This is a genomic window from Mucilaginibacter sp., from assembly GCF_039207105.1.
Lineage (GTDB): Bacteria > Bacteroidota > Bacteroidia > Sphingobacteriales > Sphingobacteriaceae > Mucilaginibacter.
Genome location: NZ_JBCECK010000031.1, coordinates 16,227 through 38,045 on the forward strand (window position 1 = coordinate 16,227; position 21,819 = coordinate 38,045).

At 41.2% G+C, this 21,819-nt stretch carries 18 protein-coding genes; 4 read left to right on the top strand and 14 right to left on the bottom strand.

Translation table 11 applies throughout. The features are described from left to right. Nucleotides 1-9: 9 nt before the first annotated feature. Nucleotides 10-990 (bottom strand): GTP-binding protein, encoded by a 981-nt coding sequence (locus tag AAGC65_RS08975; protein ID WP_343112103.1) that lies wholly within the window; start codon nt 988-990, stop codon nt 10-12. Nucleotides 991-1,187: 197 nt separating this feature from the next. Between AAGC65_RS08975 and AAGC65_RS08980 the strand changes: the two genes are divergently transcribed. Continuing rightward, nucleotides 1,188-2,414 (top strand): multiheme c-type cytochrome, encoded by a 1,227-nt coding sequence (locus tag AAGC65_RS08980; RefSeq protein ID WP_343112104.1) that lies wholly within the window; start codon nt 1,188-1,190, stop codon nt 2,412-2,414. A 1-nt stretch (nt 2,415) separates the two neighbouring features. Here the strand turns inward: AAGC65_RS08980 and AAGC65_RS08985 are convergent, their stop codons facing one another. From AAGC65_RS08985 to AAGC65_RS09045, 13 genes are all read right to left on the bottom strand, one after another. Beyond that, the gene (locus tag AAGC65_RS08985; RefSeq protein ID WP_343112105.1) at nt 2,416-4,722 is read right to left on the bottom strand and encodes a multicopper oxidase domain-containing protein; all 2,307 of its coding nucleotides are present in this window, start codon (nt 4,720-4,722) and stop codon (nt 2,416-2,418) included. A gap of 13 nt (nt 4,723-4,735) precedes the next feature. Next, nucleotides 4,736-5,248 carry a DUF3347 domain-containing protein gene (locus AAGC65_RS08990; RefSeq protein ID WP_343112106.1) on the bottom strand — a complete coding sequence of 171 codons (513 nt, stop codon included), beginning with the start codon at nt 5,246-5,248 and terminating at the stop codon, nt 4,736-4,738. A gap of 152 nt (nt 5,249-5,400) precedes the next feature. After that, nucleotides 5,401-5,808 carry a hypothetical protein gene (locus AAGC65_RS08995; RefSeq protein WP_343112107.1) on the bottom strand — a complete coding sequence of 136 codons (408 nt, stop codon included), beginning with the start codon at nt 5,806-5,808 and terminating at the stop codon, nt 5,401-5,403. A 73-nt stretch (nt 5,809-5,881) separates the two neighbouring features. Continuing rightward, nucleotides 5,882-7,699 (bottom strand): glycoside hydrolase family 15 protein, encoded by a 1,818-nt coding sequence (locus AAGC65_RS09000; protein ID WP_343112108.1) that lies wholly within the window; start codon nt 7,697-7,699, stop codon nt 5,882-5,884. Between the two features lie 68 nt (nt 7,700-7,767). Next, nucleotides 7,768-8,187 (bottom strand): DUF1801 domain-containing protein, encoded by a 420-nt coding sequence (locus AAGC65_RS09005; protein ID WP_343112109.1) that lies wholly within the window; start codon nt 8,185-8,187, stop codon nt 7,768-7,770. Nucleotides 8,188-8,574: 387 nt separating this feature from the next. Next, nucleotides 8,575-10,002, bottom strand: a complete 1,428-nt coding sequence (locus AAGC65_RS09010; protein ID WP_343112110.1) for a hypothetical protein — start codon at nt 10,000-10,002, stop codon at nt 8,575-8,577. Between the two features lie 62 nt (nt 10,003-10,064). Continuing rightward, entirely contained in the window at nt 10,065-10,658 is a 594-nt protein-coding gene (locus tag AAGC65_RS09015) for a penicillin-binding protein activator LpoB (protein WP_343112111.1), read from the bottom strand. 53 nt (nt 10,659-10,711) lie between these two features. Then, nucleotides 10,712-11,140 (bottom strand): hypothetical protein, encoded by a 429-nt coding sequence (locus tag AAGC65_RS09020; RefSeq protein WP_343112112.1) that lies wholly within the window; start codon nt 11,138-11,140, stop codon nt 10,712-10,714. A 479-nt stretch (nt 11,141-11,619) separates the two neighbouring features. Next, nucleotides 11,620-12,819 carry a CehA/McbA family metallohydrolase gene (locus AAGC65_RS09025; RefSeq protein ID WP_343112113.1) on the bottom strand — a complete coding sequence of 400 codons (1,200 nt, stop codon included), beginning with the start codon at nt 12,817-12,819 and terminating at the stop codon, nt 11,620-11,622. Between the two features lie 233 nt (nt 12,820-13,052). Beyond that, nucleotides 13,053-13,466 (bottom strand): nucleoside deaminase, encoded by a 414-nt coding sequence (locus AAGC65_RS09030; RefSeq protein WP_343112114.1) that lies wholly within the window; start codon nt 13,464-13,466, stop codon nt 13,053-13,055. Between the two features lie 93 nt (nt 13,467-13,559). Then, nucleotides 13,560-14,432 (bottom strand): alpha/beta hydrolase, encoded by an 873-nt coding sequence (locus AAGC65_RS09035; RefSeq protein ID WP_343112115.1) that lies wholly within the window; start codon nt 14,430-14,432, stop codon nt 13,560-13,562. 138 nt (nt 14,433-14,570) lie between these two features. Continuing rightward, nucleotides 14,571-15,131: a TetR/AcrR family transcriptional regulator gene (locus tag AAGC65_RS09040; protein WP_343112116.1), complete on the bottom strand. Its 561-nt coding sequence runs from the start codon at nt 15,129-15,131 to the stop codon at nt 14,571-14,573. Between the two features lie 93 nt (nt 15,132-15,224). Further along, entirely contained in the window at nt 15,225-16,007 is a 783-nt protein-coding gene (locus AAGC65_RS09045; RefSeq protein WP_343112117.1) for an MBL fold metallo-hydrolase, read from the bottom strand. A 418-nt stretch (nt 16,008-16,425) separates the two neighbouring features. Between AAGC65_RS09045 and AAGC65_RS09050 the strand changes: the two genes are divergently transcribed. The 3 genes from AAGC65_RS09050 to AAGC65_RS09060 all read left to right on the top strand — a co-directional run bounded on the left by AAGC65_RS09050 (nt 16,426) and on the right by AAGC65_RS09060 (nt 21,812). Further along, entirely contained in the window at nt 16,426-17,022 is a 597-nt protein-coding gene (locus AAGC65_RS09050; protein WP_343112118.1) for an RNA polymerase sigma-70 factor, read from the top strand. 221 nt (nt 17,023-17,243) lie between these two features. Next, on the top strand, nt 17,244-18,185 hold the full coding sequence (locus AAGC65_RS09055) for a FecR family protein (protein WP_343112119.1): 942 nt from the start codon (nt 17,244-17,246) through the stop codon (nt 18,183-18,185). A 237-nt stretch (nt 18,186-18,422) separates the two neighbouring features. Further along, nucleotides 18,423-21,812: a SusC/RagA family TonB-linked outer membrane protein gene (locus tag AAGC65_RS09060; protein ID WP_343112120.1), complete on the top strand. Its 3,390-nt coding sequence runs from the start codon at nt 18,423-18,425 to the stop codon at nt 21,810-21,812. The last annotated feature ends 7 nt before the right edge of the window (nt 21,813-21,819 follow it).

Sequence of the window (21,819 nt, forward strand, 5' to 3'; positions counted from 1 at the left end):
TAAATATAATCAGACAGATTGATAAAAGCACTGCCGCAACATTTTTTCAAACCCGGCAGGTTCCAGATTTTTGCCGATGAACACAATGCAGCTGTTTTTTTCTGCATCATTAGCCCATTTATCACCAGTGGCTACGGCCAGGTCGTTAATAACAGATTGTATGATGATCCTTTGCGATTGGCCACGAATGTTAAATATCCCTTTCATCCTGTAAACATCCTTAGCCTGAAAATTAACAAATACCGTTAAACGATGCGATAAAAGCTGCAAATCAAATGCCTCGGTAAAATTAAAGCTTAACGACACTATATCCTGGTGCTGGTGGCGCTGATGCTGTAATGCAAAACCACGATTAGTGCTTTTGGGTAAATTAACCCGTATCACGGCTTTGCGTTGCGCGTTATAAATTTCATCAAAAGGATAACGGTCACGGTTACCCGATAGTACAACCGCAAAGGGATTAATTGCCTTCAGCAGCTTTTCGAGGCCAGCTAATTTTTCGTTTTCAATTGTATCTGTTTTGGTGATCAATAAAATATCACTGAAACTGATCTGGTTACGGGCCTCTTCAGTTTCACGGAGCTGTTGCTCTATATTACGGGCATCAACCAAACAAATTACTCTTTTGAGCTTGTAATAATAGGGTACCTGCGTATTGGTTAAAAAAGGCGCCGCCACAGAAGCCGGATTGGCTATACCCGTAGTTTCAATTATTAACTCATCAAACTCATCTTTGCCATTCCATAGTACTTCTAAAAGCGAATAAAAATCTTCGTTAAGGCTACAGCACAGGCAGCCGTTATTCAGTTCAAATAAGCTATCATCAACACCAATCACCAAATTGCCGTCTATACCTTCCTGTCCAAATTCATTTTCAACTACGGCCAGTTGCTGCCCCTTTTTGTACGCTATCAAAGCATTTAAAAAAGTAGTTTTACCGGCACCTAAAAAGCCTGTAAGTATAGTGACCGGTTTGGCTTCTGTTATCATAGTAGATTGTTTATAGTAGGGTACAAATATATCATTAATTAACAAAAGCAACATAGTTGCTTTTGTTAATTAATGGATGGCATTTAATTTTAATTTGTTTTATTTAATTATTGGCCTAAATTGTTGCTGATTTTTCCGGCTCGTTGATACATTAACCAATTTAAACCGCCGCGCCTTAATTCACGAAGTAAAAACACATGCTTAAAAAAAGAATTTTCTTTTTTGTTGTAATATCCCTTATTCCCTTAAGTTTTATTTTAACACAATGCTACCAGCAGGGCGCGCCCGATAATGATCCGCGCGGGCAGGTGTACGCGGGTTCGGCCAGTTGTGTTAAATGCCATAGCGCAATTTATAATTCCTACGTACATACCGCGCATTTTCAAACCTCGGGCCCGGCATCAGAAAATACGATTAAGGGGAGTTTTGTTAATGGCGCAAATTTTTTTGAGTACGGCAATGGCCTTAAAGTAAGCATGCAAAAACGGGGCGACAGCCTTTACCAGGTAGGTTATGCAAACGGCAAGGAAATTGGAGCCGAAAAATTTGAAATAAACATTGGGCTTTTTAATGCTCAAACCTATTTATATTGGAAAGACCAGCAATTATTTGAGTTACCGGTATCGTACTTTTCGGCCCTTCACGGCTGGGCAAACAGTCCTGGTTATGATACCACGCGGATCAACTTTAACCGGCCGGTTATGAAACAATGCCTGGAGTGCCACACCTCATACATTGCCGATGTTCCGCTGCCGCAAATGCAGCATGGCTTTGATAAGGCTACGCTCATATACGGTATTGATTGCGAACGCTGCCACGGGCCCGCTGCCAATCATGTAAATTATCAAATCGCAAACCCTGATGATAGAAAGGCAAAATATATAACTACCTACAGCTCCCTTAGCCGGGCCCAAAAAATGGATGCCTGCGCGGTATGCCATTCAGGAACGAAAAGCTCATTTCTGCGTACCGCATTTGATTTTAAAATGGGTGATAATTTGGCGGCATTTAAAGAACCAGATTTCTCTGGCGAAAAAAACGAACCAACTAAGCTTGATGTACATGGTAACCAAAGTACGTTGTTACCCTCAAGTAAATGTTTTATCATGAGTAAGATGGATTGCGGTACCTGTCATGACCCGCACGTGAACCAAAGCCGCAGCATAGCCATGTATACCCAAAAATGCCTGAACTGCCATACTGAGGCTAAGCATAACTTTTGTAGTATGGCTCCACAGTTAGGTGCCGCTATCAATAACTATTGCGTTAATTGCCATATGCCCCAGAAAGCATCCAATGTTATTAAAATTGGAGCTTCCCGAGGGCAAATGGATGCGCCGTATCTGCTGCACTCGCACCGTATAGCCATATATCCTGATGAGGCTAAAAAGGTATTAGCCTTTATTAAAACACAGCGTATGTAATTTAATAAGTCAGCGTTAGGCCGCCGCCTAAGCCCATATCGCTATCATAATGGGTAGAGAAGGCAAAGTTGCGGGTAACAATGTATCTGAAGCCTGCTGAATACTCTTTATCGGTATTGCCCATAAATGTGAAACGCAGGCGGCTGGTAAGCGGTACATCATCACGGCTTATCTGAAACCTGAGCTTACCATTACCATCTATACGGGCATCGGCAACTAACAGCATAGGCAAAGTATAAGCTACACCGGCAATTACTGTATGGCGGTTGTTTTTATTGCTGATCTGACCGAACAGGTTCTTTTCCTTACCACTCTCTTTTTTATAGTGATAATCAAAACCTCCGTAAGCGTATAGCCATTGCGTTTGCCCAAAGTAGCGACCGATCATTGTCTCGCTTTCATAACCGTCATAGTCGTGCAAACCAAGATGCCATAGGGTTGAAAACTTCCAGCGGGTGTTGGCAATGGCTGCTGTACCATCACTACCATTGCTTTCCAGTCCTACCCTCGCTGATGCATAAAAGTGCTGGTCATCGGCGTATATTTTTTTGATGGCCGCTGCCGGGTCGGGGATCTCGGGATTTGGCGGCGAGTTTTCATAACTGAATATACGCCCCATACCGCTCATCATATGGTACAAAATATGACAATGGAAAAACCAGTCGCCGCTTTCTGTTGCCCTGAACTCAATGGTATCCCTTTCCATCGGCATAATATCCAGCGTGTTCTTTAATGGCGAGTATTCACCTTGTCCGTTAAGCACCCGGAAGTAATGGCCGTGCAGGTGCATTGGGTGGCGCATCATGGTATTGTTGTATAAAATGATACGTACATTTTCACCGTTTTTGATCAATATCTTGTCAGATTCTGATACCGTTTTGTTGTTAATGGTCCAAACGTAACGGTTCATGTTGCCAGTTAAATCAAACTTTAACTCTTTGGTAGGTCCGGCAGGCAGCGTAGTAACCCTGGTTGACTTAAGCATACCATAATTAAGGGTAACTATATCGCCCGATGAACTTCCGGCCATGTTCATACCCGGCATATCGTCCATTTTCATGTCGCCCATCTGATGGTCCATTTTAGCTACGTGGTCACCTTTTTTGGTCGCGGGTTTTTCAGCATCACCGGTTATTTCGGGGTACATTACGGTATTCATGTCCATCACCTGGTTGTTCATCACCATGCCGTCCATTCCCTTCATGTTGCCGTTCATATCCATCATATCGTTCATCATTTTCATACCCTCAAAATATTTGAGTTTAGGTAAATGAGCCGCTTTATGTTGCATACCCTGGCCAAGCCACAAAGAGGTGAAATTGGTCCGATCTTCGGGCGTAGCCAAAAACTCATAGCTGCCATCTTTGGGGATGGTAATCTCTACATCATAAGTTTCGGCAACGGCAATGATGAGCCTGTCCACCTGAACGGGTTCGGTATCTTCGCCGTCATTGGCTACTACGGTGATCTTTCCACCGGCATAATTAAGCCAGAAATAGGTTGATGAACTACCGTTGACCACATGCAGCCTCACTTTATCACCTGCCTTAAACTGAGGGGCAGTATTTTGAACCTTACCATTGCTGAAAAAGCGGTTGTAAAACACATCGCTCACATCCATCGCGTTCATTCTTTTCCACTCGTTGCCAACTTTGGTTTTAAAATGACCTGTTTTAATAGCCTCCAGGTAGTTTTGGGTGCTGCCTTTTTTTATGGCAAACCAATCGCTGGCATTGTGCAGTAAACGCTGTACCTGGTCGGGATTTTCATCGGTCCAGTCACTTAGTAACAGGGTATAATCCTTTACAGGAATGGGCTGTTTGGGGTTGATGATAAACGCGCCATACATACCACTTTGTTGCTGCGTCATGGTGTGCGAATGATACCAGTAAGTACCATGCTGAACCAGCGGAAATTTATAATGATGCGTTTCGCCTGCCTTTACAGGCGATGTGGTTAGGTACGATACTCCATCATACCGGTTAGGTAAAATCAAGCCATGCCAGTGGATGGAGGTTTCCATCATCATGTTATTATGTACATAGATCTCAGCGGTATCGCCCTCAGTAAAAGTGAGGGTAGGCGCCGGGATGCTGCCATTGATAGCCATAGCAGGTCTGGCTTTACCGGTATAGTTTACAGAGGTATCGTTAATGTATAAATGATAAATTTCCCTGTTGCCAATTTTGGTGTAAAAGGGCTTTCGTTCAGCCGCGGTCCCTTTATCAATTGGCATACTCATATGATGCTGGCTAAAAGCATATGCCGATAGCAGCAGGCTAACGCCAATTAAAAATAAGCTTTTCATATAGTCCTCAATATTACTTAGCCGGAGCTAATGTTTCCTTTGTACTACCACAGGTAAGCATTTGTTTGCCGTAGTAAGGGTTTTTAACGGCATTGCTTTCGCTTAACCAGGTAGCTTTTTTCATAGGGCAATATTGCTCGTAAATAGTTGAGGTATTTAATTTCAAAGCTTTAACAGTCTCATACATGTTTTTTGACAGGCTGGTAAAATGCTCGCGCTGGTGATCAATGGCATCACTTTCGCTGATGTGGCGACTGTCAAACTGCAGTTTTTCAAAATACGTCATCCAGGTTTTGTGCTGATCGGCAGTAAGTTTATCCATCGGTACAGCGGTTACAGCGGTCAGCAGGTCTTTTGCTTTAGCTTTTGTAACAGCGGAGTTATCGGCTATCAAAGCATTTTTAACGTCAAGATAAGCAGCTAATACCTTGTTAACGGCCGTAACCGCAGGGTTATCCTGGGCCTTAACGCTTGAATAAGAAACTAATACAGTTAATAATATGATGAGTGTTTTTAAAGGTTTCATGATTTTAATTTTAAAATGATTTGAATTTTTACTTATTGACGTATAGCATCAAATGGGCAATAGCGCTTATTGAATGCGATAGCATGTTTCTAAAATAGAAATAAAACAGGGCAATAGAATATCAGGTTGTATAACAACTGACTGATGATTGATCAGATCTGGAGGGAACGTAGTTTTATAGAAATAAACTTGCCGGATATACCCGGAGGAGCTTTTCCATAGGGTAATTCGGGCGAGTAAACTGGGGAGTAATTCTTAGCGACAGTTATATAATTAAACTGCTGAATTAAGGCAGCTAACTGCGGAGCTTGCAGATCAACAGTTGCCGGTTTTATGTTTTCTTTAATTACGTAGTTGCCATGCTTTTTGCAGCAATCACAATCTTTATCATTTGGTTTATGCTGATGTTTTCCCTGATGATGGTTATCATTAGGGTGCATGGCCATAGTCATTTTGGGTTGAAAAATGCTTTCGCCGGCACAGTGTATCATACATACAAACATCCCTGTGGTGAGTAACAGGTAAAACGCTGTAAGACTTATTATGGCCGCTTTCTTCATTTAAAACAAAGCTAAGCTATTAGGCGAGATATGTTTTATAAAATTTTGTCTGTGATTTATAAAATTTTGGATCTTAAATAATGCGGCTTATCTGCTTATCCAGTTCAAGAGCAGCGCTAATCAAAGCCAGGTGTGTAAAAGCTTGTGGAAAATTACCCAGATGCTCGCCTTTTTTGCCCAACTCTTCGCTGAAAAGACCGAGGTGATTGGCATACCCCATCATTTTTTCGAAAGATTCAACCGCTTGGTCTATTTTACCACTTTTGGCCAGCGCCTCAATGTACCAGAATGAGCACAGATTAAATGTACCTTCTTCACCATCAAGGCCATCAATTTTTTCTGCCGCGTTTTGGTAACGATAAAGCAGTACATCAAGTTTCAGATTATTTTCAATAGCATCCATAGTTAAAAGCCAGCGGGGTTCCAGGGGCGATATATAATGTGTTAAGGGCATCAGCAATACGCTGGCATCAACAACACTGGCACCTTTATACTGTACCCAGGCTTTGATATCCTCGTTCCAGAAATTATGGTAAATGTCTGTATAAATTTTATCGCGAACTTCAGTCCATTCCAGCACGGGGTAGGGGAACGAACGGTCCTCGGCAATTTTTATGGCCCTATCCATAGCTACCCAGCACATGAGGCGTGTGTGCAAAAACTCCCGTTTCTCGCTCCTGATCTCCCATATGCCATGATCGGGCAACTGCCAGTCGCGAATCACGGCATCAACCAGCTGGCATATCAGCGACCAAAATTCAAATGTTATGGGTTTGTATGATTTGTTGTAGATGTAAATAGTGTCAATCAACTCACCATAGATATCAATTTGTAACTGATTAACGGCAGCATTACCTATGCGTACCGGTTTCGATTTCTGGTAACCCTCCAAATGATCGAGTGCGGTTTCCTGTAGTTCGGTACCGCCATCAACCCCATAAATCAGCTGTAGTTTGTTCTCCTTGCAAAGGTCAAATATCCATTTTAAAAAATCCGTTGCTTCTTCATTTAATCCTAAGCGTAAAAAGGCATACATGGTAAAAGCTGCGTCCCTGATCCAGGTGAAACGGTAATCCCAGTTGCGATTGCCTTTGATTGTTTCAGGTAGCCCGAACGTGGCGGCCGCCACTACAGATCCAAACTCACAGGCCGTTAGCAACTTTAAGGTTATAGCTGATTGGTGTACCAATTCGCTCCAGCGGCCCGAATACGCTGATTTCTTCACCCACTGGCGCCAGTCGCTGATGGTTTCGGTATAGGTATGTTTAGCGTAATGGTCAATATCCCGGAAATGGTGTTCATCGCCTTCCTCAACAGATTCTAAAACAATGTGGGCAATGGTTCCTTCCTCAAGCGTAAATTCTGCATAGCCATCTTTATTTTTTAATTGCAGCGGTATATCAGCAATAAGCCTAACGCTGGCATTGCCATCATTAATTGACGAAAATTGGATATGATTGCCGCTTAATTTGCTTTTATGTTTGGCCTGGGCATAATCAAACCGGGGCGAGCAGTGCATTTTATAAGTGATGCTCCCCCTGATGGTTTTTACCTTACGAATGATATTGCTTTGCGAGTTTCCGGTGGCCTTGTTCATAGGCATGTAATCAATGATCTCGGCTATGCCCTCGTCGGCAAAAAAACGGGTAAGCAGCACGGCCGTACCCGGAATATATAACTGCTTGCTTTTATAATTTTTCATTTGCGGTTCAATGGAAAAGTAACCGCCGGTGTTGGCATCAAGCATGGCGGCGAATATGGTTGGTGAATCAAACCGTGGGAATGACATGAAATCGATTGACCCGGAAAGTGATACCAGTGCCACCGTTTTAAGGTTGCCGATAATGCCGTAGTTTTCAATAGGTTGGTAAGGCCTGTGCTGATGTTTCATTTCAACTTAACAAGAAACTGAACAGCTTGTTTAAAAACCGTATAGCTGTAAGGAATAGGTAAACTCTGTTAAGCGGGATACTTCTCTTTTAAATAGGCTATTGACGACGAGGCTATTTTCAAAAGTACATCTATATCAATATCCTGTAGCTTTTTAATGCGGATGCAGCCGCCATCGGTTTTGTATTTGCCCAAATTGGTAAGTTGTGTTTCTCGTTCAATCTGGTTCAGCATAAGGTAAATAGAAATTTCGGCTTTACGGGGCGAAAACCCAACCAGTGGAGCGTCGCCCTCGCGGCCGCTTTCATATTTGTAATGATAACTGCCAAAGCCCACAATGGCTGGCCCCCACATTTTGGCTTGGTAACCAGTTTGATTTTCCATGATCTCTACCAGTTTAAAGCTATCGGAACGTTTAGTATCGTCGGTTATGGTGTTCAAAAAATCGGTGACACTGACATTAGTTTCAGTTGTTTTGTTTTGCGCCATGACTTATATTTAGGTTGATTGGGGTTTACCACACATAAATATAACAGTTAAAGAGCTGAAAAGACACATGTAATGTGAATCTACGTTTGAACCGGGATTCGCTGTTCAAAGTCTCTGATTTCGAATCTCTATGCCTGTAGTTTGCAACCAAAACTGTAGTCTTGAGACTACAAGCATAGAAGTCCGAAGTCAGAGACTTCGGACAGCAGGGGGTTGAATTGATATCATATTAAAATTCGTCATTGCGAGGAGGAACGACGAAGCAATCGCGAATTACCCAAGTTTCTCTGTAATGTTCGCGGTTGCCACGCTACGCTCGCAATGACAAAATCGGATTCCTATATTGTTTAATCCGCTGTTGGAAAGCCATAGGTCCTTGTTTACAACCTATCTTAATGTTGAATAATTATAAAACTGCAGCCTGCCTGTGCCATTTACCTTAATGGTTTTGGTTTCATCAGTACCGCGGGCATTTTTTAGGGTGATGGTTATTTGGTTTTCGCCTTTTTGCAATGGGATGCGGGCGTATGATATATTGGCCGGCAGGGTTTGCCAGTTGCGGGTATCGGCTTTTTCAGATAATAAGCTGTACAGTTGCACGCCATAGCCCAATCCTTCTAATAAGGAGTTGTTTTTGCCATCGCCGCTTTTGGCACTTGCTCGCAACGCGTATTCGGCAATTTTTTTAGCTGCGAGCCTGCTTAATATTTTGCCCATTTCGTTAAGGGTGCGCTGCTGTAGGGTTTTAAAGGCCAGTTGGTTAATATCTTCGGCCTTTTGCAGCGGAATCTGGGTTTGGTTGGCTGTAATTATAGCACTTGAAAAATAAGGTGTTTGCGCTACATACTTAGGCCAGGCCACCCGTAAGCTTTCTACCGATTTGGTATTCACTCTGTTCCGATCGCCGTTGTAATAAAAGGGGAGTACCAGGCCGCCTGCCGCATCTGTAAAAAAGAGATCGCCATCACTGTTCCTGATCAAACTAAAAAACAGATCAACCTGGGTTTTAACCGGTGCAAGGCCATTTTCCCAGAAAAATATCAGGTCGCCGCCTTCACTTGGTTTTTGAGGCTGATAGGTGATGCCAAATGTTTTTTCAAACTGATCGGCCTCGGTGGTAAAGCCGTTTAGTGATGCCGTGCGAATTACGTCTTGCTGCAATCCTAAAGGCATGGGCGTACCATAATAAGTTTTATCAGGAGCTTTCAAATATATTTCGGCCGCGTTACGGTATGATATAAAGGCATTGTTGATATCGTTATTGCTTTCATAAAGCATACCCTGCAGCATGAGCGAAAACGCATCGTTACTGTAGCGCTTATCTTTATTATTGAATTTATCGCCTTGTTCCTGAGCCTGCAGGCTGATGCGCCTGGCTTCAACTATAGCATCTTCAGTATTGTTCAGGTACATGTAATTAAGGGCTTTATAGTAATGGATCATGAATTTTTCAAAATCCTCGCCCTTGTACCTTTGCGACATCGGGTTCAGCAATACACCTACCGCTTCATCAGCGGTACTCGTTAAGCCTTGTTCTAATAGCGAATCGGCCTGGTTAAAATATGTGTTACTGTTGTTATATTCTCCGTTCAGGTGCGCTACGCGGCCTTTTTCCATTAAAAAAAGTAATTGGTTACGCGGCTTTTGCAGGAGGCTGTTTTTGTCGAGCTCGGTTTCTGCCGCCTTATAGTTTCCTGCCGAAATATTTTTATAGTACGGAATAATGCGGTCGTTGTAAGATGCGCAGCCTAACAAAAAAAGCATCAACCCTATTACAGACGATGCCTGGAGAATATACCTACGAATGTTTATCATTATGAAATATAAATTGCCCTGAACGTTGGGTTGCAAGGTTCAGGGCAATGAAAAATGCTGGATCAGTTTTTAACGTACTTGGCTATTTTCTTTTCGCCTATCCAAACAACTTCATTAGTTTGAATATTGGTAAGTTCCAGGTTTACCTGGTAATAAACCACTTTTTGACGTTTGTGTGCATCAACAATTGAATTGATAGAGCCTTGCAAAATGTAATCGGCACCGCTTTCCAAACCAAATTTTTTCATACTTGAAACTGTGGCGTTGGTTTGCTGATCGGCTTTCTCAGCCCGCAGTTCTTCACGTTTTTTGCCGCCCTGTACCAAGCGTACTTTTTGAGTTTGGATAAATGCGCTTTCCACATCTTTTACAAATGTTTCGGCATCAATATGTTCATGGCTTTTGTTTTGAACAAAGCCTACAATAACTACCGGTTTTTTACCCTGATGTTCTTCCTGATGGGTATTTATCCAATTGGCATTTAATATTTTATCAGTTAGGTCGGCAGCAACCATTCTGGAGTCGCTGTTATTCCAGTTACCGCTAATGTCTATGGTTTCGTCTGTACTTAAGCGGGTAACTTGTCTGGAGCATGATGCGATAAGCATCCCTGAAACTGCAATGGCAGCAACTGTTAAAAGTTTATTTAATTTCATTTGTGTTTAATCGTGGGTTTTATGATGTTTTAGATTGTGTTAAGTTTAAATTGTTACCAGCCATAGCCAATACCAATGCTGGCCCGGCCACCCCAGCGGCGGCCGCCCCAACCGCCCCAGCGGTTTCCGTAGCCATTACCCCAGCCATAGCCAAAGCTACTGTATGGATAAGAGTACCCACCGTAAAGACCCCATGATGGAGAGTCATAATATCCGTTCAGACGTTCCTGATGACGCCATTCGCGGTTTTGCTGGCGGCGTACTAATTTGGCCTCATACCAGTCATAGGCTTTATAAGTATTTTGAATGGTAGTGCCATGCAGGCTGTTCAGAGTGTCTGCATTTCTGACATATTTATACTCGCTTTCCAGATACCTTGGGTTTTGATCTGGCGCCAGTTTGGTGGTTTGCTGGGCATGTACTACCCCGCTATAAAAACTACTGATGAGCAAGCTGGCAATGATGATTAATTTCCTTTGCATGACTTTAAATTATATAACAAATATATAGCAAAAACTATGCGCTTGTGCTTAAGCTAAGTTGATACACAGTCATATTTATTTAACTTATTTTAACCTGTAATGAACATAGCTAAATGAATATGACCTTAAGTACAAACTTACCCTAACATTCGCCCTTGTTTTGAAGGCGTTCAGAAAAAATAGAAGGAGGTGTCATTTCGACGAGGAACAAGGAGAAATTTAATACGAGCAGTAAGTCTGCCAGTATATTGTATAAGATTTCTCGGTCGCGCTACACGCATTCCCGCCCATGCTCTCTCGAAATGACAACCTTTTTTTGTTTTTACTTCTTCTGAACACTTGTTGTGTTTGACTTACGATTTAATAAATGGATTAGTTACCCGTATAATTTTTATTTACTTGAATTTAAGCATAATAGCTTGAAATAAAAAAACCTGCAATGAATATTGCAGGCTTTTTAAAATAGAGTTTGTCAGAAATTAAAAATTCGGGTCGAAGTTGAAGTAGATAGGATTTGATAAGCCAACCATATTGCCGCTCAAGGCTGCCGATTCTGGAACTTGCGGATAGGCTGTAGGCGGGCCTTCTACGGTAACACGATAATAAGTACGGCCGATTGTTTTTGGTGTGTCCGTAAATTCAACGGTAGGTGCTTTACCTGTAGCTTTAAAGGTACCAAAAGGGTTACCATCTTTAACAACATTAACGGTGTAAGTTGCGTCGGCAACGGTGTTACCTGTTAGCTTTACCTGAAATTTTACCGGTTTACCTGTAGCTTTAACATTGTCGCCCATCATCATATCCATTTTGCCATCCTGGTTAATGTCGGCGTAAAATTCAACACGGGGTGCGTATGGGTTTGAGCTTACACAAACGCGACCATTGGTAAGTGCGTCAATAATAGCCTGCGAAGTACGTGCCGTAGCAAATACCCATGTGGTAGGTGTGCCCACATAGTTGGCTTTGGCCTGGTAGCTGTTTTTGGTTGCTTTATCAGGGCTGTCAGGAACGCCGTGATGAGCATCGCTTCCGCCGCGACCAGTTAATTTACGACCTGATGAAAGCATATCGTCCCAGATCATGATGGCATTGGCATTTTTTGGCCAAACAGCCGAGTTCCATACTTCGATAGAGTTAACCATATCATATGAGTATCCGAAATGGTCTTTTCCGCTCGGGTGATTGGCCGATAGATGAACGCCGAGTTCTTTCTTCACGGCACCAACAACTACGTCGCGCTGATCACGAACGTCATACAGTCGCTGATGATCATATGGTTTAGCTGAAAAAACATTGCCGTGACCGCGCGTGGTTGTCCACTCGGCACCGTATAGCATAATGAGCGAATTGTCTGATTTGAAATCAGGATCGGCCCAGGTATTGTGCGCAATATCGCCATCCACGTGGTTGTCATGATCGGTAATGCAGATATAATCCATACCTACAGATTTGGAGAAGGCAACTATTTTTGAGATTGGGTTGTTAGATGACTCTTTACTATGACTGGAGTGCAGGTGAAGCTCGCCTTTTAACCATACGCCGTTGCTCAAACCGGCAACGGGTGGCAACTCGCCTAATTCGGTAGGTGCCCAGGGACTCTTATGAGTTGATTGCTCCTGTGCATTGCTGTTTATGCAAGCCGTAAGCATAACCATTAATCCGGCACAGACCCTGCTCATGAAAGGGCTTATTTTTCTTTTAAATAACATAACGTTTTGTGGGTAATATATTTTGGCTGCCAACATACCCCACTGATATTAACAAAGCATTAACAGGAGTAAAATGCAGTATAAATGTGACAAAGCATACCATTAAAAAAGTGAGTAAACAGTATTTTAAAAGTATACCAAGCTTACCCTTATTTGCATATACAGCAAAGGGGGCCATTTAAAGATTAAGTCTGATATTAAAATCAGTCGGCATTATAAATGTGAACAACAGGGGCAGATATCCAGCTGTTTATTGCATTAGTGGTTAGTATATTGAATTTTTCATTAGTCCCGCCCAGCTCCCCGCAGTATTTATTAAATACTACCGCTGCGATTTTATGATGCCTGATAACATAGGAGCAAAGTATACAAGGCTCCACGTTTGAGTAGAGTGTCGCTCCCTCGCAGGTTCCATGTTTTTGTATCGCATCTAAAATAGCAACCACTTCGGCATGGCGGGTAACATCTTTAAGCTGACGGCTTTTCTCGTAGCCCTCGCCTATAATTTCACCGTTTTGCACAACAACACAGCCCACCGCGCTTTCGCCCTGTGATGCAGCCATTGCAGCCAGTTCAAAGCAACGATCCATATATATATTGTGCGGGTTAGTATCCATAGCCAAAGTTTAAATGTTTTTAAAGGTACTGATAATGATAAAAGCATACCACTGATCATGAAACATCAGTGGTATGCTTTTATGTTGTTAATATTATTTTCCTGTTTTTTTATCTAAAAATTGCCTGATAGTATCGGCAATTTCTTTACCGTTGCTTTCCAAAGCAAAGTGGCCGGCATCATATAAATGGTATTCAAGGTTTTTAACATCTTTTTTATAAGCTTCTGCTCCGGCTACAGGGAAAATATAATCGTTTTTACCGTATACGATCAGCATCTCCGGACTATGGGTACGTAAATACTGCTGCCATTTAGGGTATAGCTCAACATTGGTACGGTAATCGTAAAACATATCTAACTGAATCTGATCGTTTTCCGGCCTTTCCAGGTGGCGAAGGTCAATTTCCCAATTATCAGGGCTAATCACGCTTTCGTCGGGAACGCCATGGGTATATTGCCATTTTAAACCATTGGCATCATGGAATGTTCTTAAGGTAGCTTCTGCCTCTTTATCATTCTTGTTTTTCCAATAGGCTTTGATCGGGTCCCAGAAAGTTTCCAGGCCTTCGTCATAAGCACAGCCGTTTTGAACGATCAGGGTATCAATCCTCTCAGGATGATTTGATGCAATGCGCCATCCAACCGGTGCGCCGTAATCCATCAGATATAAGCTGTATTTTTTAATATTAAGCTGATCTAAAAGTTCTTGTACAATTATTGAGTAGTTTTCAAAAGTGTAAGAAAACTCAGCGATGGGAGGCTGTTCGCTTCTGCCATAGCCCGGGTAATCGGGAGCAATTAAATGATATTTATCAGACAGGTCATTGATTAAGTTCCTGTACATGTGCGATGAGCTTGGGTAGCCATGTAGTAATACCAATACAGGTGCATCTTTAGGACCTGCTTCGCGATAAAAAATGTTTACACCATTAATGTTGCGGTAGTGGTGTTGTGTTTGACTTTTCATGGTTATTTAATTTTAAGTTGTTTTTATTGAATGATTAAAATTACCGAACGTTCGGTAAAAAATAAAATCAAAAAGCAATTTTCCATAATTAGTACCATTAATACCATAACTAATACAACAAACGCTGGAAGATTTGAATTAAATAGCCAACAAAGGGGGGATTTTGGCCAAGCCATCTTTAAAATAACTTACATCGCCTGTAGCTCCGGCCAACACAAGTGAACCTTGAATTATGGGGTTAATAGTTTTTGCCAGTTGCTTTGCTTTTTCTGGCGATATGCCCATATCAATGGCGATAGTCGCAAAGCCATCGGCAATCAGGTTAAAACAATTATTAACCTGTTCTTTAAATTTGTAGGCATCTGTGCCTATGGTTAAAGTTCTGAGCAGGCAGTTATTAGCACCGCCATTATATAACTCATCAATTGCCGTTATTATTTTTTGTAGCCGGGTTTCGGGTTTTAGTTTTTTATCAGCCGCTACTATCACAATATTTTGCTGTATCCATTCCTCAACAATACTTAGCGCGCGTTGTGCCATTTCTTGTTTTCCTTTTGGAAAACGGTGATACAGACTTGCTTTTTTTAATCCTGTTGCCTGTGCCAGCAGTTCCATTGATGACCCTTCATAACCAAACTCGCTGAAGGTTTCAAACAATTTCAGATCTACATTTTCCGGATCAACCTTTTGAGTACGCATATTTAAATTTTAATAAAAAGGATCTGTTAACTTGATACCGACTGTATTTAAGCAGGTGTTCAAGTTAACAGATTCTGTGCTTTTATAGTGTATTTACACAGGCAAACTTTCTGAAATGCCGGCCGGTAATATTTTTAAGCGGTTGCCTATACCTAACGCATTAAAACTTTGAGTAAGTGCATCCTGCCCCTGTGTATAGTGCGACCAGCCTTCATAGTGCAGCGGAATTACTATAGCCTCAGGGAAAACATAAGATGTATCTAAAACATCATTTGTGCTCATGGTAACAAAAAATGGCCCCCTTGGCTGTGCTCCGCCTGCATTTGCAAATATATAAGCTGGTTTATACTTTTTAGCAACTTGCGCAACCCCATCATAATATACAGTATCGCCGGTGATGTATAACTCATAGTTTGCACTGCCACTCACGGTGATGATATATCCGGTAACCTCACCAGAAATTTTTTCTATGCCTGCAGGTCCGTGCCTGGCTGGTGTACTGGTAATGGTTACCTTGTCGCCATTTGGTGCGTCCATAATATAGCTCTCCCAGGGATGCAGACCAATGCTTGAACCCTTCATACGCTCGGCACCTTCGGCGGTAATAAATACCTTATCAACTTTTTTGGCTAATTCGCGGCCTGCGCCATCAAAATTATCATAGTGCTGATCATGGCTAAGCAGTATAGCATCGATATGGCCAATATCAGTTGATACAGGGCCAGCTGTTTTGGTAACTGTTAAATTGGGGCCTAATGGATAAGTGGTATTTGCCTCATCGAAAGTAGGATCGACAATGAAGCGGATCCCTGAAATTTCCAGGATGATTGTTGGGCCACCCAGGTAGGTAACTTTTAAATTTTCTGTGTTTTCCATTTGAATAGTATATGTTTGGTTTGAGGCAAATGTACAGGGCGTTCAGTGAGATAAATGGCATTTAAATATGAATGCCGAAATATGACATACAAATAAAGAATGACGCGCAAATGTTGATTAGTGCATATTAACACGCTTTTCGTAAGTAACAATCTGAAATAATTATATATAATTAATATTGCTTACTTAAGTGTCTTTAAATTAACTGTTTAAACAATATTTAAAAGCATTAATTGATATTTATGATTAGTGAACTTTCAGGTGCCTATATAGTAAATAATACTTATTAAGTATGTGTTGAAATTGCTAAATGTTTATTGAATTTGACATGCTATTGTAAATTTTGTAAATTTGTTATTATTACGTTAATTGAATTTTAATTTTGAGCTTCAGCAATGACAAATCACTAATCCAAACATTGAAAGTTAATTCCGCGGATAACGAACAATTTTTGTTGCAACAATTAATTGAGGGCAATGAGCAAAGCTTTAACAAGATTTATGAATTGCACAGCCGTGAGATTTTTCGTTTCGTCATAAAATTTGTTAACTCGGTACCCTTAGCTGAAGACCTGACGCAGGAAATATTTATCAAGATATGGGAAAATCGTCATCGTCTTGAAAATGTTCAATCATTTAAAGCTTATTTGTTTGTTACAGCCCGCAACCATACTTTTAACCGGCTAAAAGAAGTTTTTAAATCAGATGTTGCTATAACAGAGGTGGTAAAAGGTTTTATCCAATTACGGAATGTTACCGAAGATGATATCATCGACAAAGAATATCTCCTGTTTTTAAAACGCACTCTTAATTCTCTGCCTGAGCGTACTAAAGAAATATTTAAACAATGCCGCGAGTATGGCCGAACTTATGATGAGGTAGCTGCTACGCTTAATATTTCAAGAAACGCGGTAAAAAACCATATGGTGCATGCCATGAAGGTTTTCCGGTCATCTGTTGAAAAGGAGCTGGATATTTTGGTATCTCTGCTTCTGTTTGTCATTTTTAAGCGCTAATATTTTCTTGTTTTCTTAAAAGGTAAAACTTTTCAGGTTTTTACTTATGTTTTTTAATTGTTTGAGTTTTTGAGACGAAAAACCAGGAGTAAATCTGTTAATTAATATTTATTTAAAAAAAAGTTAATCTTTTAGCTACCCTATGACCCTCTTTTTTTGTCTTATGGGTGTAATCGGAACATATGGGCGAAAATTACTACAGGATTTTAGTTAAAAGATACGTGGATAAAAAACTTACTGACGATGAGTTACAGGTTTTTATTCATTTAATGGCGCAAGGTAAGCTGGATAGTTATATCAGCGAAGCTATGGATAGCCATACAGATCTTGACAACCACTCTATTAATGAAATTCCTGTAAAAATAAACAGATCATCTTCATGGAAGTGGTGGTCAATAGCCGCAACCATCATCATTGTGCTGGGTTTTGGATTGTATTTAACAAACCTGAATAAAAAAAGTGTAATAAACCCGGCTAAAGATGTCAACGTTATCCGGATTGTTAATTCTTCGGCCCTGATCAGTAAGCAAACGCTCCCTGATGGCAGTACTATCTGGATACAGCCGGGCACTACTATAAGTTATCCAGCTAATTTTACTCAAAAAAGTTTACGTGAGGTTAATATGAGTGGTGAGGCATTTTTTGAAGTAACAAAAGATGCCGCGCATCCATTTGTAATTACAACGGGTAAGGTATTAACCAAGGTTTGGGGTACCAGCTTCAAGATCAGCTCAATTCCTGGCCGGCTTACCCGGGTATCGGTGCTAACCGGTAAAGTATCAGTAAGTATTAATGATAATAACACTTCAGTTGCTGAAAAAAATAACACCAGCAAGTTAAATGTAATGCTGAAACCTGATGAGGAGGCTATTTATGCCGAAAATAACAAAGACCTGAAAAAAACTAATGTTAGCCCTCAAACTGGCTTATTGATATGGCATAAGCTAAACCTCACTTTTGAGAATGCCAGCCTGGGCACTGTAATCAAGGCATTGCAGAATAACTATCAGGTAAATATTAAAACCTCAAGTCCGGATTTAAACGACCGGCACATAACCGCCGATTTAAACGGCAATAATTTGCCCGATATTTTAATGATGATATCCAAATCGTTGCATGTTACTTATAGCATGCAGGGTAATGATATTGTTATTTCAAAATAGTAATAAATGAAAAAAAGTAGGATTTAAAACAAGTCATATGTAAAAAAACAAACGCTGCGCAGCCCATAACCAGAAAAGATGAACAGGAGTGTCGTTACCACCCCTGTTCAGAAAAACCACCTCTTGATTATAGAGCCCCAGAGCTCTGAAGGGGATTATTTGTCTCATTTTTTTCCAAAAGAAACAATCTAATCTATGAATTTATTTTTACATGATCGTATTGACTTATATAAAATAATGAAAGTCACTCTGAGTCAGTTAGCCATTGCACTTGCTATAACGGGTGCCTCATATGCCAGCACAACTAAGGCCCAAAGTGTGGCTTTAGAACGGCATATAAACTTTTCGGCAAAAAACACTGCGTTAAAATCTGTACTCAAAAAAGTAGCAGCCATAGCTGACGTAAAATTTGTTTACAGTAAGGATGTTATTAATGCAGATCAGTTAGTTTCTGTTGACGCGAACGACATCACCCTGAAAGACGCGCTGAACAACCTGCTTGATCAGCATAATATTAAGTACGAGGTGGTTAATGATGCCATTGTACTTGATAACAAGCCTTCTGCAGGTAATGCTGTTGCCATTACCGTAACAGGTATCGTAAAAAGTGCTGCCGGCGAAACATTGCCAGGTGTAGCAGTTGCGGTAAAAGGTACCACAATAGGCGTAAGTACTGATATAAATGGTAAATACAGCATCAAAGTGCCTGATAATAACAGCGTACTGGTATTTACCTTTATTGGTTTTACCCGTTTAGAGGTGCCTGTAAATGGCAAAACCAACCTTGATGTAGTATTGCATGACGATGTTAGGCAGGTAAGCGAGGTTGTGGTAACCGCGTTAGGTATCAAAAGGTCATCGCGCGAGTTGGGTTATGCTACCCAGCAGGTAAACGCTAAGGATCTTACAGCAGGCAGGCCTACTAACCTGGCAACAGGCCTATCAGGTAAGGTAGCTGGTTTGCAGATCATACAAACCAATAACCAAATTGATGCCGGTGATCAGGTTAGGGTTGTATTGCGTGGTAACCGCTCTTTTTCGGGTAATAACCAGGCTTTATTGGTTTTAGATGGTGTTGTAGCTCCATTATCATACCTAAACTCCATTAACCCTAATGATGTTGAAAGTGTAAACATACTGAAGGGTGCCAACGCGGCTGCCTTGTACGGTTCAGAGGCTTCAAATGGAGTTATGGTTGTAACAACTAAGCATGGTAAAAAAGATATCAGCGAGGTAACTTACACCAATACAACTTCATTAAACCAGCTGGCTTATTTCCCTAAAATGCAAACGCAGTTTGGTGGTGGTTCTGGCCAGGATATTTACGGTTTTCCGCAATATACACCTTTTGAAAACCAAAACTTTGGTGATAGATTTGATGGTAGCATCCGCCCAATCGGCCGTCCTTTGCCTGATGGTACTATCCAGATGGTTCCTTACAGCAACCAATCTGGCGAGAAAGAGAAATTCTTTAATACCGGTGTTGACGAGCAAAATGATCTGAGCTTTACCACAGGTAACGACAATGGTTCTACCTACTTCAATATCCAGCGTGTAGATAGCAAGGGATATGTACCCGGCGATAAATCAAACAGAACGGCAGTGCGTTTAAACGGTACCCGTAACTATAACAAGTTTAAACTTGATTATACCTTTGATTATACGCAGCGCAATATTGATAAATCAAACGCGCAGTTGTACAATAACGTTATCAATACCCCTGCCGAAATTCCACTTTCACAGTATAGCGATATCAACTCACTATATGGTAACCTGAATAATTATTTTAATGATTATGGTTTAAACCCATATTATTACCTGCAGCAAGTGCGCAACAATGAGCGCCGGGATGATCTGCTGGGGAGCTTAACTTTAAGTTATGATGTAGCTCCGTGGCTTAACTTAACTGCCAAAGGTGGTATCAATACAAGTAACCGTAATGGCAAAAACATTACACAAGCAATAAACTATTCTGATTTTGCAACTGAAAGTGGTAAGGCAATTGCAAACCCTCAAAGCCGTCAGGCAGGTGAGGGTGATTATTCCTATTTCAAAAGCAGAATGGAAGGCAGCTTTTTGGCTACGTTTAAAAAGAAGGTAGGTGATTTCAACGCAAATCTTATTTTAGGTACTCAGGTTATCCAAGAATCAGTGCGTAACCTCTCTGTAGGTACCGACTTTTTGGTTATCCCCGATTTTTATAACGTAGGTTCACGTGCGGGCGATGCGAATGTTTCAGAAGGTAGTACAAAATATCGTAGGGAAGGAGCTTTTGGCGACTTAACTGTTGGCTACAAAAACTACCTGTTTTTACATGCATCTGGCCGTAATGACTGGGATTCCAGATTATCGAAAGAAAATCGCTCGTTTTTTTACCCTTCTGTAGATCTGTCATGGGTATTTACCGATGCCCTTCCGTTCCTGAAGGATAATAAAATAATAAATTATGGTAAGTTAAGAGGTGGTATCGCTAAAGTATCTGCTGTGCAGTTTGATCCGTATCAATTGCAAGCTACCTTTAGTGTAGGCAGCGGATTTCCTTACGGTAATACAGCAGGTTACAGTGTAGGTAACACTGTTTATGCACCTGATTTGAAACCGGAACAAACCGTATCCAAAGAGATCGGGTTAGAATTAGGTTTCCTTAACAATAGAATTTCATTAGAAACCGCAGCTTACTGGGAAACCACCAGCGACCAGGAAATCCTTAAAGGTATCAACATTTCAAATGCTACAGGTTTTACCAATGCAATCATTAACACCGGTTCAGGCAAAAACCACGGTTTTGAGGTTTCATTAAAAGGTACACCAATAGTTAACCAAAATAATGGCTTTACCTGGAACATAGGTGTAAATTACTCTTACAATCAAAATAAGGCTATTTCCTTATACCAAGGCCTACCTAATTTAAGTATTCAGAACGATAACTATATTGTTGTTGGGCAGCCATATCCGGTATTGATGGGTAGCGGCTTTCAAACAGATGGACATGGTCATACGGTTGTTGATGCTACCAGCGGATACCCTAAACTAAGCCAAACCAATCTTTTATTTGGCCAAACAACCCCTAAAAATATATTAGGTGTTAGCACAAGCTTTAGTTACCATCACTTTACACTGGCTGGTACTGCAGAATATCGTGGCGGTAGCGTTATTTACAGCGGAGCCGGAAGTACCATGGATTTCTCAGGTATCAGCTATGGTTCGGCAACTAACGGCCGCGAACGCTTTGTATATCCTAACTCGGTAATTGAAACTTCGCCTGGTTCAGGTGTATATGTACCCAATACTAACGTTACTACCAACTCGGGAGGTATTGATTATTGGGCAGGCTCAACAACCCGTTATGGCGTAATGCAAAACTATGTAACCAGCGCTGCTTTTATAAAAATTCGTGAGCTATCATTAGGCTATGAAGTTCCTGCCGAATATTTACGCGGTATTAAATTTATTAAAAGGGCAAGTTTTGCACTGGTAGGCCGTAACCTGTTTATGTTCAGGCCTAAGAGCAATCCGTATTCCGATCCGGAGTTTAACAACACCACTGACAATGCCCAGGGATCAACCGGCTTGAACCAAACTCCGCCAACGCGCATCTATGGTTTTACAGCAAGTTTTACACTTTAAAAAATTA

Bases quoted from the DNA above. Each gene is read 5' to 3' on its own strand.
- AAGC65_RS08975 (WP_343112103.1), bottom strand. From the start codon at position 990: ATGATAACAGAAGCCAAACCGGTCACTATACTTACAGGCTTTTTAGGT.
- AAGC65_RS08980 (WP_343112104.1), top strand. From the start codon at position 1,188: ATGCTTAAAAAAAGAATTTTCTTTTTTGTTGTAATATCCCTTATTCCC.
- AAGC65_RS08985 (WP_343112105.1), bottom strand. From the start codon at position 4,722: ATGAAAAGCTTATTTTTAATTGGCGTTAGCCTGCTGCTATCGGCATAT.
- AAGC65_RS08990 (WP_343112106.1), bottom strand. From the start codon at position 5,248: ATGAAACCTTTAAAAACACTCATCATATTATTAACTGTATTAGTTTCT.
- AAGC65_RS08995 (WP_343112107.1), bottom strand. From the start codon at position 5,808: ATGAAGAAAGCGGCCATAATAAGTCTTACAGCGTTTTACCTGTTACTC.
- AAGC65_RS09000 (WP_343112108.1), bottom strand. From the start codon at position 7,699: ATGAAACATCAGCACAGGCCTTACCAACCTATTGAAAACTACGGCATT.
- AAGC65_RS09005 (WP_343112109.1), bottom strand. From the start codon at position 8,187: ATGGCGCAAAACAAAACAACTGAAACTAATGTCAGTGTCACCGATTTT.
- AAGC65_RS09010 (WP_343112110.1), bottom strand. From the start codon at position 10,002: ATGATAAACATTCGTAGGTATATTCTCCAGGCATCGTCTGTAATAGGG.
- AAGC65_RS09015 (WP_343112111.1), bottom strand. From the start codon at position 10,658: ATGAAATTAAATAAACTTTTAACAGTTGCTGCCATTGCAGTTTCAGGG.
- AAGC65_RS09020 (WP_343112112.1), bottom strand. From the start codon at position 11,140: ATGCAAAGGAAATTAATCATCATTGCCAGCTTGCTCATCAGTAGTTTT.
- AAGC65_RS09025 (WP_343112113.1), bottom strand. From the start codon at position 12,819: ATGAGCAGGGTCTGTGCCGGATTAATGGTTATGCTTACGGCTTGCATA.
- AAGC65_RS09030 (WP_343112114.1), bottom strand. From the start codon at position 13,466: ATGGATACTAACCCGCACAATATATATATGGATCGTTGCTTTGAACTG.
- AAGC65_RS09035 (WP_343112115.1), bottom strand. From the start codon at position 14,432: ATGAAAAGTCAAACACAACACCACTACCGCAACATTAATGGTGTAAAC.
- AAGC65_RS09040 (WP_343112116.1), bottom strand. From the start codon at position 15,131: ATGCGTACTCAAAAGGTTGATCCGGAAAATGTAGATCTGAAATTGTTT.
- AAGC65_RS09045 (WP_343112117.1), bottom strand. From the start codon at position 16,007: ATGGAAAACACAGAAAATTTAAAAGTTACCTACCTGGGTGGCCCAACA.
- AAGC65_RS09060 (WP_343112120.1), top strand. From the start codon at position 18,423: ATGAAAGTCACTCTGAGTCAGTTAGCCATTGCACTTGCTATAACGGGT.